Annotated in this window: 14 protein-coding genes; 11 read left to right on the plus strand and 3 right to left on the minus strand. The window is 37.3% G+C overall.

Annotated elements, in window-relative coordinates:
* Positions 1-73 precede the first annotated feature (73 nt).
* On the minus strand, positions 74-2,608 hold the full coding sequence (locus ACFIK1_RS04050) for a response regulator (RefSeq protein ID WP_375662143.1): 2,535 nt from the start codon (positions 2,606-2,608) through the stop codon (positions 74-76).
* A 219-nt stretch (positions 2,609-2,827) separates the two neighbouring features.
* Between ACFIK1_RS04050 and ACFIK1_RS04055 the strand changes: the two genes are divergently transcribed.
* Positions 2,828-3,304, plus strand: coding sequence for a hypothetical protein (locus ACFIK1_RS04055; RefSeq protein WP_375634478.1), 477 nt, complete (start codon positions 2,828-2,830; stop codon positions 3,302-3,304).
* A 51-nt stretch (positions 3,305-3,355) separates the two neighbouring features.
* Here the strand turns inward: ACFIK1_RS04055 and dksA are convergent, their stop codons facing one another.
* Positions 3,356-3,772: an RNA polymerase-binding protein DksA gene (gene dksA / locus ACFIK1_RS04060; RefSeq protein WP_015856486.1), complete on the minus strand. Its 417-nt coding sequence runs from the start codon at positions 3,770-3,772 to the stop codon at positions 3,356-3,358.
* A 308-nt stretch (positions 3,773-4,080) separates the two neighbouring features.
* Positions 4,081-4,620, minus strand: coding sequence for a flavin reductase (locus ACFIK1_RS04065; protein ID WP_375634477.1), 540 nt, complete (start codon positions 4,618-4,620; stop codon positions 4,081-4,083).
* Positions 4,621-4,766: 146 nt separating this feature from the next.
* Here ACFIK1_RS04065 and rpe point away from each other — a divergent pair, with 146 nt between their 5' ends.
* From rpe to ACFIK1_RS04115, 10 genes are all read left to right on the plus strand, one after another.
* A complete protein-coding gene (gene rpe, locus ACFIK1_RS04070) occupies positions 4,767-5,453 on the plus strand; it encodes a ribulose-phosphate 3-epimerase (protein ID WP_375662144.1) in 687 nt (228 codons plus the stop codon).
* Complete coding sequence (purB, locus tag ACFIK1_RS04075; RefSeq protein WP_375662161.1) at positions 5,453-6,760, plus strand: adenylosuccinate lyase; 1,308 nt, start codon at positions 5,453-5,455, stop codon at positions 6,758-6,760. Before rpe ends, purB begins: the two co-directional genes overlap by 1 nt.
* A 68-nt stretch (positions 6,761-6,828) precedes the next feature.
* Positions 6,829-7,377 (plus strand): RBBP9/YdeN family alpha/beta hydrolase, encoded by a 549-nt coding sequence (locus ACFIK1_RS04080; protein WP_375611547.1) that lies wholly within the window; start codon positions 6,829-6,831, stop codon positions 7,375-7,377.
* Positions 7,378-7,550: 173 nt separating this feature from the next.
* Complete coding sequence (purC, locus tag ACFIK1_RS04085) at positions 7,551-8,315, plus strand: phosphoribosylaminoimidazolesuccinocarboxamide synthase (protein ID WP_273791179.1); 765 nt, start codon at positions 7,551-7,553, stop codon at positions 8,313-8,315.
* A 78-nt stretch (positions 8,316-8,393) separates the two neighbouring features.
* Entirely contained in the window at positions 8,394-8,633 is a 240-nt protein-coding gene (purS, locus tag ACFIK1_RS04090; RefSeq protein ID WP_375662145.1) for a phosphoribosylformylglycinamidine synthase subunit PurS, read from the plus strand.
* An 11-nt stretch (positions 8,634-8,644) separates the two neighbouring features.
* Positions 8,645-9,316 carry a phosphoribosylformylglycinamidine synthase subunit PurQ gene (gene purQ, locus ACFIK1_RS04095; RefSeq protein WP_375662146.1) on the plus strand — a complete coding sequence of 224 codons (672 nt, stop codon included), beginning with the start codon at positions 8,645-8,647 and terminating at the stop codon, positions 9,314-9,316.
* A gap of 292 nt (positions 9,317-9,608) precedes the next feature.
* On the plus strand, positions 9,609-11,819 hold the full coding sequence (purL, locus tag ACFIK1_RS04100; RefSeq protein WP_375662147.1) for a phosphoribosylformylglycinamidine synthase subunit PurL: 2,211 nt from the start codon (positions 9,609-9,611) through the stop codon (positions 11,817-11,819).
* A gap of 58 nt (positions 11,820-11,877) precedes the next feature.
* The gene (locus ACFIK1_RS04105; protein WP_005773427.1) at positions 11,878-12,111 is read left to right on the plus strand and encodes a BolA/IbaG family iron-sulfur metabolism protein; all 234 of its coding nucleotides are present in this window, start codon (positions 11,878-11,880) and stop codon (positions 12,109-12,111) included.
* A 98-nt stretch (positions 12,112-12,209) separates the two neighbouring features.
* Positions 12,210-12,542 (plus strand): Grx4 family monothiol glutaredoxin, encoded by a 333-nt coding sequence (gene grxD / locus ACFIK1_RS04110; RefSeq protein WP_375662148.1) that lies wholly within the window; start codon positions 12,210-12,212, stop codon positions 12,540-12,542.
* A gap of 71 nt (positions 12,543-12,613) precedes the next feature.
* Positions 12,614-13,870, plus strand: a complete 1,257-nt coding sequence (locus tag ACFIK1_RS04115) for a multidrug effflux MFS transporter (protein ID WP_375633170.1) — start codon at positions 12,614-12,616, stop codon at positions 13,868-13,870.
* The last annotated feature ends 158 nt before the right edge of the window (positions 13,871-14,028 follow it).

Here is a 14,028-nt window from a genome sequence, read left to right on the forward strand (position 1 = left end):
ATTTATCAAAATACTCTCGTATTTCGCCTAAAAAATCTTAAAATACGCAATTTTCTATTGCATAATTTTTTGCTCATGACGAAAGTGTTTCTTTAACTGTTAGAGCTAACTGTTTGAGTGTAAAAGGTTTAGATAAAAAACCAAAAACAGCATCTTGTGGAAGATTTTTAGCAAAAGCATCTTTTGCATATCCAGAAACGAAAAGAAATTTGATACCAGGATAGTTTTTACGGACTTCCTTCAATAAAGTGGGTCCATCCATTTCTGGCATCACCACATCGGAAACAATAATATCAACATCTCCTTTTTGTTCCTCAAGAATAGAGAGTGCTTCCACCCCACTTGCTGCCTCTAAAACCGTATATCCTCTCATTTGAAGAGCTCTTACCCCCCCCATTCTGACCGCATCTTCATCTTCAACCAATAAAACAGTCGCAGATCCTGTTAAGTCTATATTTTTATCTTTCTCTTCATCTTTTTCAATCTTTTGAGAAATTTCTCCTTTTATATTGGGGATATAACGGGGAAGAAAAATATGAAATATTGCTCCTTCACCTTCTTTACTTTCACAATAAATATACCCACCGCTCTGCTTGATAATTCCATAAACCATTGATAAACCAAGTCCTGTTCCTTTTCCAACTTCTTTTGTTGTAAAAAATGGCTCAAACATTTTTTCTTGTATAGCAGCAGATATACCAGCCCCTGTATCTGAAATAGTCAATTGCACATACTCGCCAATTGCTAATCCAAGATGATTAAATTCAGCACTTTGTTGCTTTGTAATATTATTTGTCGCAATCGTAACAATACCTCCATCTAACATGGCATCACGCGCATTAATAACCAAATTCATAATAACACGCTGAAAAGATGCTTGATCAACTTCAACGCTCCACAAATCTCTTCCATGGATAATTTTTAACTGAATATTATTCCCCAAAAGTGGTAAAATAAGATTGCGGATATCTGATAAAAATTCAGTAAAATCAACTTCTTCAGGTCGAAGTGTTTGCTTTCTAGAAAAAGCTAATAATTGCTGGACAAGAGCAGCTGCACGATTAGCATTGTTTTTAATATTGATCAGATCAGCATGAGCAGGATCAGAACTACGATGCGTATTTAAAAGAAGATCACACGACATTAAAATTGCTGTTAAAACATTATTAAAATCATGAGCAATGCCGCCAGCCAACTGTCCTACAGCTTGCATCTTCTGACTTTGCATCATTTTATCTTCAAGAGTTTTTTGTTCGGTTGTTTCAATCACAGAGATAATAAGCAAATCTTGCAATGCATCACTGTGATAGGGCGGTACAGACATAATATGGAGCCGTAAATGGCATTCTTCATTTTTTTCTAAAACAGTTTCTAGAGAAACAAAATAATTTTTATTTGTCGCAATTCTCTGAAAAGAACGCTCTAACTGCACACAATCACGACGAGAAATAACATCATAAAAATTGACAGCTTTGTCCATACATCCCGTAAGTGATGAAAAAGCTTTATTCATATGAACCAATTGCCCTGCATGATCCACCACAGCTATTGCAAAAGGACTCGCATCAAAATATTCTCCTAATATACTGGGTAATTTTAATTGATCATCCTCTTCTTTTTGTATTTGTTGTGGAATGATCACAATACGATAAATGGCCTCCTCTTCTAAGAGAGAAGAAACAGATATAAGACAATGGAATATTTTCTCACAAGTCGTGTGTGAATTTAAACATAACGAAAACCTATAAGGTAAAGAGTAACCTGAACTTTGATATCTGTTGGTTTGCAAACAGATATCACTCCATGAGCTCTTAGCGCCAACGCTATCAAATAACGAATCAAAATTATGTTGACCAATTGAGAAATTCGCTAAATCAATTGAGAACCATTCTGCAAAAGGCGCATTGACATAAAGAATAGTTCCTTGTCTATTAACGGATACAAAACCAATAGAAGCTTGATCCAAGTGATTGATAGCCTCTTGAAGGTTCGAGAAAAAAACTTCTCGCGTTTGTTGTAAGTGCGAAATATCAGTAATACGCCAAAATAAAAGCTTTTTTTTCTGTTTTGTGATAGGTTGAACGGAAATATTATACCAAACAGATTTTTTTGGTGTAGAATCAGTAAAAATTGGCTGTTCTACTCTTAATTCCTCTTGCGCTGCAAGATTATTACAGGCTGCAACCTTTAAGCGGTACGAGAGTGCACCAGCTCCTGGAAGATCCGCAATAACCCTATAACAAGACACTTCAGGCTTATAGGTCAGAATTTTTCGATAGTTTTGATTAGAATAATAAACAAAACCAGAAAGATCAGAGATTACAATTGTATCATCGCTCCTATTAAAGATGCTAAAATCAAAATCTTCATGCGACCACACATGATATCTTAAAATTCCCATTCCACACAAAACGAGTGTTGCAACACCGATCATTGCTAGAATCAAAAAAGATATTGATATCGCCTGTTGCAAATAGTTTTGTGTATAAAAAAAACCTAAAATACCCACAATGAAAAGAAAACCTAATACAAAAACAACACCAAAAATCACAACTCTCCGATGAAACGAAGACGCTGATCTTTCATTATTCTCAAAATCTTTATCCATCTCTCTTTGCCTTAGCTTATAGCTATTTCTTATGTCACAAAACTTCCTTTATATTCGTTGTTATGTTGTTATAAAGTATATACTATGATATTATCTAAGATAAGCTCGCTTAATATTCAAAAGTTTATTTCTTACCATTATAAGTGAACCTTTTGAGGGTATGTTTATAAATTTATCTCAATAAAAAATAATATTTCCATCCAAAATGGGAGAAAATCTATGTATATCTGGTTATCAGAGCAAATAGGTGTATCTGCTGCAAACATAACGATAAGCTTTTTGCTTTTTATAATAACAATCGCAGCTATTACCGTAATTATCGTGTTTTTACGTCGCTTAGGTACGGGAAGATACAGCATTAATAGAAAAAAAAGTCTATCACGATTAGCATTATGTGAAGTAATTTCTATAGATCGAGCACGCCGCCTTGTTTTAGTCCGTTGCGATAATAAAGAACATTTGCTCCTTATTGGCGGATTAACAGATGTGGTTGTAGAATCTGATATTACTGGTACATCAAAAATACAAAAAAGAGAAACACACACACATCTAAATTCCGCCCTTCCAGAAAGAAACGATATATCGGATAAAAGTCCCTCTCCTTTTACGAATCAAGCAGTAAAAGATTCAGCCATCACCGCCGAAATTGAGGGGCGGCAAGAACCATCTTTATTCATTCCTACCCCTCAAAAATAAAATATACAATTTTATCACCACGAATTTCGTTTGTTTATCATCTCAATAACCTTAATCATCGCGATAAACTCTTTCACGTCGTTCATGACGTTCTTGCGCTTCCAATGACAAAACGGCTATCGGCCGAGCCTCAAGACGCTTTATACTAATGGGTTCGCCGGTTTCTTCACAAAAACCGTATGTCCCATTATCAATGCGCTCTAAAGCAGCATCTATTTTTGAAATAAGTTTCCTCTGACGATCACGAGCACGTAATTCGATTGTACGATCAGTTTCACAAGAAGCCCGATCAGTCAAATCGGGCTGACCAACATTCTCTTCCTGCAAATTTTCCAAAGTCTCACGAGCTTCTTTTAATATATCATTCTTCCAAGAAACCAATTTAGCACGAAAATACGCCTTTTGCCGCTCATTCATAAAAGGCTCATCTTCACTAGGGCGATATTGACCATCAATCTCTTCGCTCATGCAATAAAAAACCTCCACATATGCTATGTGTGGTCTATATATTGTGCAATACCCATCAACACAAGAGTAAAATGTTTTTTCATAACAATCGACGAATATATCTAAATGCACTGTTTAGGTTTGATCGCTTTTTTATGTAGATTGGATTCTTGATCAAATCTCATCCAGAATCATTTTTCTCGCTTATTGAAAAACCTTAAAAAGAAGGAAATCAGATATCAGAGCCATCCCTCCCCTACTCTCTACATTGTTTAAAATCTAAATGAAGCAACAATAAATCATTTCATCAATGCAAAAAAATAAAATCTTTATAAAGGCAAAGTGTGATATTCACGTTTCAAATACATCAAAGCATCTTTTTCTTGATTACAGTTAATTGCAACAACCTCACCAATCAAAACACAATGAGTTGCGTGTTCGTGCCAACAAATCAAACGACAATCAAACGACGCTAGAGCGTCTGAAAGACTGGGCGCCCCCGTTTGCAAAGCTCCCCATTGAGCAACATCAAAACGCTCATTTTGTGTAGAATTGCAACGCCTCGAAAAAACATCCGCTAATGAGCGATGTTTTCCTGCCAAGCTATTAACACAAAAATTTCCATTCTCCATAAACACCTGATTCTTTAAATTATGACGCATGAGACAAACAAGAAGGGTTGGAGGATTATCAGATAAAGAACAACACGCCGAAACAGTCACCCCACGTCTTCCCTTAATACCATTTGTTGTCACAATATGCACAGCTCCTGCAAAAAGACTCATGGCATCTCGATATTCTTGGGAAGAAACCGCAATAGTATGTTTATGTTGAAGTTCAGGCATCAAATATGTTTTATGATTCGACATATCTTTCACTTATAAAGCTTTAAAATTTTAAGCAATCTTTCCATAAAAAGACCTATAATACATATTTTTTCTTTTCCGTCATAACACAAAAAATATTTGTGTATACACAGCGATATGATAAAAACTGCCAATCTAAGGAGATTTTAATGCCCCATTCTCATCTCATTTCGCCTTCTCTCTTGGCTTCTGATTTTTCTAAACTTGGACAAGAAATGTTAGATGTTGTTGATGCTGGTGCAGATTGGCTTCATCTTGATATTATGGATGGGCACTTTGTTCCTAACATCACCTTTGGTCCTGAAATCGTCAAAGCTCTGCGCCCATTAACAAAAGCAATATTTGATGTCCACCTGATGATCGCACCAGTAGACCCTTATTTAGAAGCTTTTGCAAAAGCAGGTTCAGATATTATAACTATTCATGCTGAAGCAGGTCCACATCTTCATCGTTCATTACAAACAATCAAAAAAATGGGGAAAAAAGCAGGAATCGCACTCAATCCAAGCACCCCTGAACATGTACTTGAATATTTGCTTGATCAATTAGATCTCATTCTCATCATGACGGTCAATCCCGGTTTTGGTGGACAAAGTTTTATTCCAGAAATAAAAGATAAAATTAAGCGCGTTAAAAGCATGATTGCAAACCGCCCTATTGATCTTGAAGTTGATGGTGGTATCACCGTTGATACAATTGGGATAGTTGCAAAAGCTGGTGCAAATGTATTTGTCGCAGGCTCTGCAATTTATAAAGATGGAAATAAAGAGCTTTACAGAACACGTATTAATGCATTGCGCCAAGCCGCAATCCTCTCACAACAAGGAAAAAAATGATGATCGCACGTTATTCCCGCCCTGCAATGGTAACAATTTGGTCTCCCGAAACAAAATATCGTATTTGGTTTGAAATTGAAGCCCATGCCTGTGATGCCCTTGCTCACTTAGGGATTATTCCGAAAGAAGCCGCCAAAGTCATTTGGGAAAAAGGGGCAGCAGCTAAATTTGATATCAATCGCATTGATGAAATTGAAGCAATTACCAAACATGATGTTATCGCATTTCTAACCCACCTAGCTGAATTCATTGGACCAGAAGCACGTTTTATCCACCAAGGCATGACATCATCTGATGTTCTCGATACAACGCTGAACATTCAATTGATGCGTGCGAGTGATATTTTGCTAGAGGATATAGATCAACTTCTTGAAGCATTAAAAAGACGTGCTTTTGAGCATAAAGAGACAATCACCATTGGGCGGAGTCATGGCATTCATGCCGAACCGACAACATTTGGAATCAAGTTTGCTCTTGCATACGCTGAATTTTCCCGTTGTCGCAAACGTCTTCTTGCCGCACGAGAAGAAATTTCTACTTGCGCGATTTCAGGAGCTGTAGGAACTTTTGCAAATATCGATCCACGCGTTGAAGCACATGTAGCAAAAGCCTTGAAGATGCGTGCTGAACCGGTTTCCACCCAAGTAATACCAAGAGATCGTCATGCTATGTTTTTTGCAACACTTGGTGTTATTGCTTCCTCTATTGAAAGGCTAGCAATAGAAATACGCCATTTACAACGAACAGAAGTTCTTGAAGCAGAGGAACATTTCTCACCTGGGCAAAAAGGTTCATCGGCAATGCCTCATAAACGTAATCCAGTTTTAACAGAAAATTTAACTGGATTAGCCCGCATGGTACGTGCATTTGCACTCCCAGCCATGGAAAATGTAGCTCTTTGGCATGAACGTGATATTTCTCATTCATCTGTTGAGCGTTATATTGCTCCAGATGCGACGATTACACTTGATTTTGCTCTTTCTCGCCTCACATCTGTCATTGAAAATCTCATTGTCTATCCAGAAAATATGCAAAAAAATCTCAATAAATTCCGCGGTCTTGTTCACTCACAACGGGTTCTTTTAGCCCTCACACAAGCAGGGATTAGTCGTGAAGATTCTTATCGGATTGTACAACGAAATGCGATGAAAGTTTGGGAACAAGGAAAAGATTTTTTAGAAGAACTCCTCAACGACAAAGATGTTACCAAAGCTTTAAGTGAAGAAGAACTTCGCGAAAAATTTGATCTTTCTTACCACACCAAACATATCAATACGATTTTTAAACGTGTTTTTGAAGAACAATAAAGCGACATAGAAAACCAAAATCCATTCCACCTATGATCAAAAATCTGTTGTAACAAAGAAAACAATTCATGAAAGCAAATCAACTCGATATTCTTATTGTTCCTGGCTACAAAGGATCTGGTCCAGATCATTGGCAAACACGCTGGGAAAAAAAATTGTCGACAGCCAGCCGCATTGAACAACTCCATTGGTCAAAGCCTGTTTGTGAAGAGTGGGTTAACAAAGTTAAAACCGCCATCGCAAAAGCTCAAAGGCCTGTTATGCTTATTGCTCATTCATTAGGAGTTCCCAGTGTTATTCATGCAACTGTACAAAATACAGAAAAAATTTGTGGCGCTTTCTTTGTTGCACCTCCAGATGTCGCCAATGAAAAAATACGTCCCAAACATTTAATGACATTTGGCCCCTATCATCGCCAAAAGCTTCCTTTTCCTTCTATTGTCATAGCTAGTCGCAACGATGAGTTTTGTCAATTTTCAGTAGCAGAAAAAATTGCCAATGATTGGGGATCACTCTTTGTTGATGCTGGGTATTCTGGCCATATTAACGCAGAATCCGGACACGGACCTTGGCCTGAAGGGCTTATGGTCCTCTCTCACTTTCTTGCAAAAATTTGATCCAAAAGAGGTGATCTTCTTTCTCATCACTTATGTATCTTCACCTTTGGGTAAACGTGTAATGATAAAAATTATAAAAGTATCATAGCAATATCATTGAGAAATTCTATCAATTAGGATAGTATCATTTATTAATGTTATTAAAAACCTCTCAAGATAAATAGAGAATCATGATGAATCGTCGCCACCGTATTTATGAAGGCAAGGCTAAAATTTTATATGAAGGACCTGAACCAGGGACTTATATTCAATTTTTTAAAGATGATGCAACTGCCTTTAATGCAAAAAAACATGAAATTATCGACGGAAAGGGAGTTTTAAACAACCGAATTTCGGAACATATTTTTAGCCATCTTGGACGTTTGGGCATCCCAACACATTTTATCAAACGTATAAACATGCGCGAACAGCTTATTAAAGCGGTGGAAATCATTCCATTGGAAGTTGTTGTTCGCAATGTTGCTGCCGGCTCTCTTGCTAAGCGTTTAGGACTGGAAGAAGGAACCCCGCTTCCGCAATCCATCATTGAATTCTACTATAAAAATGATTCTCTCGATGATCCTATGGTAACGGAAGAACATATCACAGCTTTTGGGTGGGCTGTCCCACAAGAGATAGAAGATATCATGCAACTTTCAATTCGTATTAATGATTTTCTTTCTGGGCTTTTTGCCGGTGTTAACATCCAATTAATTGATTTTAAAATGGAATTTGGTCGCCTGTGGGAAGATGAAACAATGCGCATTGTTCTTGCTGATGAAATCTCTCCTGATTCTGCACGACTATGGGATATGCACACACAAGAAAAAATGGATAAAGACCGTTTTCGTCGTGATATGGGAGGGCTTATTAATGCCTATCAAGAAGTTGCCAAACGTCTTGGTATTATGAATGAAAACGAACCAACACGACCAAGTGGTCCCGTTCTCGTAAAGTAAAAACAAGATAAAAAACATCACCTTATACAAACACCCCTCTTCAAAGGAGAGGTTCTTTTAAAAAGCAGGAAGCAAAAAATGAAAGCACGCATTACAGTTACTTTAAGAGAAAGCGTTCTTGATCCACAAGGAGAAGCGATTGTCGGTGCTTTAAAAAGTTTGGCTTTCGAAGGCATTCAATCTATTCGTCAAGGAAAGGTTTTTGATATTGTTCTTGATGATCTACCTTCTGAAACTGCAAAGAAAAAACTTGAACAAATGTGTGAAGAGTTACTCGCAAATACTGTCATTGAAAATTATACAATCAAACTTCTGTAAGTGAAACGCTCATGAAAACTGCCATCATTCAACTTCCTGGATTAAATCGTGATCGAGATATGGTTGCAGCATTACATCATATAACGGGAGTTGAGCCACTAAAAATTTGGCAAACAGAAACAACAATTCCAGATGTAGATGTTATTATTATTCCTGGTGGTTTTTCCTATGGCGACTACTTAAGATGTGGTGCAATTGGAGCGCGAACTCCCGTCTTAAAAGCCATTCGTGAAAAAGCACAAGAAGGTACGACAATAATAGGTATCTGTAATGGATTTCAAATTTTGTTGGAAGCAGGATTATTACCCGGTACTTTAATGCGTAACGCTTCTTTAAAATTTGTTTGTCGTGAAATCAAACTTGAAGTCGTTAACGCCAAGACAAAATTTTCTCGATATTATTCTAAAGGACAAATTATTCGTTGTCCTGTTGCCCATCATGACGGAAATTATTTTGTTGATAGTGAAACATTGAAACAAATGGAAGACAATGAACAAATTGTTTTTCGCTATGCAGAAAATACAAACCCGAACGGCTCAATGAAAGATATTGCTGGTATTGTTAATAAAGTTGGTAATATTCTTGGTATGATGCCCCATCCTGAAAACTTTATTGAACCCGCCCACGGAGGTACTGACGGTCGTTTACTTTTTCAAAGTGCTTTAGAGTTAGTAAATGGATAATGCTGCAAAAGTACTCGCGCTCCATAATTTAAAAAAACAAGGATTTATACCATTTCTCGCATCATAAATCTATAAACAAAGCTCTTCACAAACAACAATGGATATTATTTTCTAAACACATAATTATTTAAGACCATTTTTAGTCTTAAATCCCACCAAACAAACGGACAAAATCTTCAGCTTACTGTCTATAAATATTTTTATTATTAAACAACATTATTGTTTATAATATAAGCTGCTAGGTAAAAAAATAAAAATACTAAATTTCGATTAATTTGACGGATAAATACTCATGAAGCCTTGCAATAACATCACTATTACACCAGAACTCATTGCACAACACGGGCTAAAAGAAGATGAATATCAACGTATCCTGACGTTAATCGGTAGAGAACCCACATTTACTGAACTAGGAATTTTTTCTGCAATGTGGAACGAGCATTGTTCCTATAAATCATCTAAAAAATGGCTAAAAACTCTTCCGACAGAAGGAAAATGTGTCATCCAAGGACCTGGTGAAAATGCTGGTGTTGTTGATATTGGCGAAGGACAATGTGTTGTTTTCAAAATGGAAAGCCATAACCACCCTTCTTATATTGAACCTTATCAAGGTGCAGCGACAGGTGTTGGTGGTATTTTACGTGATGTCTTTACAATGGGAGCCCGTCCTGTTGCTGCTATAAATGCATTGCGATTTGGTGCTCCTGATCACCCACGAACACGCCATCTTGTTTCTGGTGTTGTTTCTGGAATAGGTGGTTACAGCAATTCTTTTGGTGTTCCAACGGTTGGTGGAGAAGTAAATTTTGATGAGCGTTATAATGGCAATATCCTTGTTAACGCTTTTGTCGCCGGTATTGCAAAGACAGACGCCCTTTTTTATTCTAAAGCACAAGGCATCGGACTCCCTGTTGTTTACCTTGGTGCAAAAACAGGACGTGATGGTGTCGGTGGAGCAACAATGGCCTCTGCTGAATTTGATGATTCAATCAGTGAAAAACGCCCAACTGTTCAAGTAGGTGATCCTTTTACAGAAAAATGTCTTCTTGAAGCATGTTTAGAGCTCATGGAACTTGGAGCCGTAGTTGCTATTCAAGATATGGGGGCAGCAGGACTTACCTCTTCTGCTGTTGAAATGGGTGCAAAAGGAAATCTAGGGATACAGCTTAATCTCGATACAGTTCCTGTTCGAGAAGAAAACATGACAGCCTATGAAATGATGCTTTCTGAAAGTCAAGAGCGCATGCTCATGGTTCTTAAACCAGAACTAGAAAAGCAAGCAGAAGCAATTTTTCATAAGTGGGGGTTGCATTTTTCTATCATTGGGAAAACAACCGATGATTTACGTTTTCGTGTATCTCATCAAGGGGAAGAAGTTGTCAATCTTCCCATCAAAGAGCTTGGTGATGAAGCGCCTGTTTATGATCGTCCTTGGAGTGAGCCGGCAAAAAAAACATCCTTGAAAGCAGAAGACGTCAAAAAAGTTGAAAATCTTGGTGATGCGCTTCTGAGCTTATTGAATTCTGCTGATCAAAGTTCTCGGCGATGGGTTTATGAACAATATGATACTCTTATCCAAGGAAATAGCCTTGTTTGTCCAGGAGGTGATGCAGGCGTTATCCGTTTAGGAAACAACAGCAAACGTGCTCTTGCTTTTTCTTCTGATGTAACACCTCGCTATTGTGAAGCAGACCCTTATGAAGGAGGAAAACAAGCTGTCGCAGAATGCTGGCGAAACATTAGTACGACAGGTGCAACACCACTGGCTGCTACAGATAATCTCAATTTTGGTAACCCTGAAAAACCTGAAATTATGGGACAGCTGGTTTTTGCTATTAAAGGTATAGGAGAAGCTTGTAGAATCCTCGATTTTCCTATCGTTTCAGGCAATGTTTCTCTTTACAACGAAACAAATGGGGAAGCCATTCTTCCAACCCCCACAATTGCTGGTGTAGGTCTTCTTAATGATTGGTCTAAAATGGTAACAATAAGTGGTATGCAAAATGGAGATATTCTTGTTTTAGTAGGAAATTGCGGCTCCCATTTAGGACAATCAATCTATGCACGTAACATTTTAAATATTGATGCAGGTGCCCCCCCCCCTGTAGATTTACAACTTGAAAAAAAGCATGGTCAATTTATTCGAGATGTCATACATCGTGGTTTTGTTCATGCTGCTCATGACATTTCTGACGGAGGATTAGCGATAGCACTTGCTGAAATGGTGATTAAAGCAGGTAAAGGAATCAAAGTAAAATTAAGCAATAAATCACCCCATCATGCAGAACTTTTTGGAGAAGACCAAGGACGTTATCTTTTAGCCGTCAAACCTCACTCTCTTAATAGTCTTAAAGAGCTCGCACAAATAAGTGCAGTTTCTTTAACAGAGCTAGGTCAAGTTGCAGGTGATGCACTTGATATAGATGGAATACTAAAACTTTCTATAGACAAACTCACAAAAGCCTATGAAAACTGGTTTCCACAATTTATGGGTGAAGAGTAAAAATTGTTTTTCTCTTAAACAGCCTTTATAAAAAAATGAACAACATAGGAGAATAATGATGGCAATGAGTGCCCATGCAATTGAAACGCTTATTCGTGAAGGCATTCCTGATGCTACTGTAACAATTCGTGATCTTGCTGGAGATGGGGAACATTATGCTGCAGAAGTTATTTCTGAAAGTTTTCGTGGTAAAACCCGTGTTCAACAACATAAAATGGTCTATGATGCCCTTAAAGGCAATATGGGAAATGACCTTCATGCCTTAATGTTGCAAACAAATATCCCAAAATAATCTAAAATTTCTTCTTGCATTCACTCATTTAATACGATTAAAAACAGTATGAATATAAATTACACACTTATAAAAATCTGAAATATCGAGGGATAAAAATGACCACTGTTCATGATTTTATTGACAACGAGATTAAAACAAACGACGTCATTTTATTCATGAAAGGAACACCTGACGCTCCGCAATGCGGGTTTTCAGGACAAGTTGTTCAAATCCTTGACTATTTAGGATTGAATTATAAAGGAATTAATATCTTAACTTCTAACGAATTGCGTCAAGGAATTAAAGATTACTCAAATTGGCCAACAATTCCACAGCTGTATATCAAGGGTGAATTTGTCGGAGGCAGTGATATTGTTAAAGAGATGTTTCAAAACAATGAGTTACAGGAACTTTTGAAAGAAAAAAATATTCCCTGTAATCAATCATAGGTATCTTTCATTTTATTCAGACTCTTAAAAAGAGCTGTTTTCAGACGAAATTTCTATTTCAAGGATGCCATATGTCATATTCAGTCGATGAACAAACGCATAGTGATGCGATTAGAAAAAAAATTGGCTATAAAGAATTTGTTATTCTTATTGCTTCGCTCATGGCTATTAACGCTATAGCTGTTGATATTATGCTGCCAGCTATGCCTAATATTTTAGATGGCTTAAATGTTCTCAATGAAAATGATCAACATTATATCATTTCGAGTTATCTTATTAGCTATGGTATTGCTCAAATATTTTTCGGTCCAATAAGCGATAGGTATGGGCGACGTAAACTTATTCTTATTGGTCTTGCTTTTTATTCATTTACGGCGATTGGTTGTGCCTTTGTAACTGATTTTTCTCTCTTACTTATTTTGCGTATCTTACAAGGTATTGGAGGAGCTGCTATGCGGGTTCTTACAGTTTCCGTCGTACGTGATCTTTACAGTGGTCGAAAAATGGCAGAAGTTATGTCTATTGTTATGATGGTTTTTCTTGTTGCACCAATGGTTGGTCCCGCAACAGGACAGATCATTTTACTGCTCGGACATTGGCAATATATTTTTATTTTCATGGCAATGATTGGTTTCGGGTTGATGATTTGGATTCAATTCCGCTTGCCGGAAACTCTTTATGCGCAACGCTCTCTTTCCTTTTCTTCAGTCAAACATAATTTATGGATTGTAATAACCAATCGCACAACACTTTGCTATACACTAGCAACTTCGATTATTTTAGGCTGTATCTTTACCGCCGTTAATACATCACAACAAACGTATGAAGGGATCTATAATCTAGGACTTTGGTTCCCTATTGCCTTTGCAGTTGGTGCTGCATTTCAGGCTTTCTCATCATTCATGAACTCTCAACTCGTTGGACGCCTTGGAATGCGGCGTATTGCTCATACTATGCTTTTGCTCTTTTGTATCACTTCATGTGTATGGTTTATTGGCTCTATCTTAACAGATGGTATCCTTCCTTTTGCTTTTTACATGCTGTTATTCTGTATATTGATGTTTGCCTGCGGTGGCATTATGGCCAATTTCAATACACTCGCTCTCGAATCTGTGGGGGAAATTGCTGGAACAGCTTCTTCTGTATCCGGCTTTCTTCAAACATCTATCGGTGCAGGACTCAGCTTTTTTATTGCCCAACAATTTGATGAAACAACCATCCCAAACTCAGCAGGATTTTTCTTTCTGAGTCTCACTGCCATACTTCTCGTCTTATGGGCTGAACGTGGTCATCTTTTTAGGCAATATCATAGTAATCCTAACGAATAAATATTACTACGAAAGATTAATAACATCTCTCTTGAACAATAAGAAGATAAACCTATCAGACAAAATAAAACATCTCCAAATAGAACACTCTTGTGTTAAACATTCACATTGTTTGTTTAAAGGTACAGCTCTCGAAATATCAAATCATTTCACGACAG

It is taken from the genome of Bartonella sp. OC16QHHD (assembly GCF_042194035.1).
Lineage (GTDB): Bacteria > Pseudomonadota > Alphaproteobacteria > Rhizobiales > Rhizobiaceae > Bartonella.

Bases quoted from the DNA above. Each gene is read 5' to 3' on its own strand.
- rpe (WP_375662144.1), top strand. From the start codon at position 4,767: ATGCCCCATTCTCATCTCATTTCGCCTTCTCTCTTGGCTTCTGATTTT.
- purC (WP_273791179.1), top strand. From the start codon at position 7,551: ATGAATCGTCGCCACCGTATTTATGAAGGCAAGGCTAAAATTTTATAT.
- ACFIK1_RS04065 (WP_375634477.1), bottom strand. From the start codon at position 4,620: ATGTCGAATCATAAAACATATTTGATGCCTGAACTTCAACATAAACAT.
- purB (WP_375662161.1), top strand. From the start codon at position 5,453: ATGATCGCACGTTATTCCCGCCCTGCAATGGTAACAATTTGGTCTCCC.
- ACFIK1_RS04050 (WP_375662143.1), bottom strand. From the start codon at position 2,608: ATGGATAAAGATTTTGAGAATAATGAAAGATCAGCGTCTTCGTTTCAT.
- purQ (WP_375662146.1), top strand. From the start codon at position 8,645: ATGAAAACTGCCATCATTCAACTTCCTGGATTAAATCGTGATCGAGAT.
- ACFIK1_RS04105 (WP_005773427.1), top strand. From the start codon at position 11,878: ATGGCAATGAGTGCCCATGCAATTGAAACGCTTATTCGTGAAGGCATT.
- ACFIK1_RS04055 (WP_375634478.1), top strand. From the start codon at position 2,828: ATGTATATCTGGTTATCAGAGCAAATAGGTGTATCTGCTGCAAACATA.
- ACFIK1_RS04080 (WP_375611547.1), top strand. From the start codon at position 6,829: ATGAAAGCAAATCAACTCGATATTCTTATTGTTCCTGGCTACAAAGGA.
- grxD (WP_375662148.1), top strand. From the start codon at position 12,210: ATGACCACTGTTCATGATTTTATTGACAACGAGATTAAAACAAACGAC.
- dksA (WP_015856486.1), bottom strand. From the start codon at position 3,772: ATGAGCGAAGAGATTGATGGTCAATATCGCCCTAGTGAAGATGAGCCT.
- purL (WP_375662147.1), top strand. From the start codon at position 9,609: ATGAAGCCTTGCAATAACATCACTATTACACCAGAACTCATTGCACAA.
- ACFIK1_RS04115 (WP_375633170.1), top strand. From the start codon at position 12,614: ATGTCATATTCAGTCGATGAACAAACGCATAGTGATGCGATTAGAAAA.
- purS (WP_375662145.1), top strand. From the start codon at position 8,394: ATGAAAGCACGCATTACAGTTACTTTAAGAGAAAGCGTTCTTGATCCA.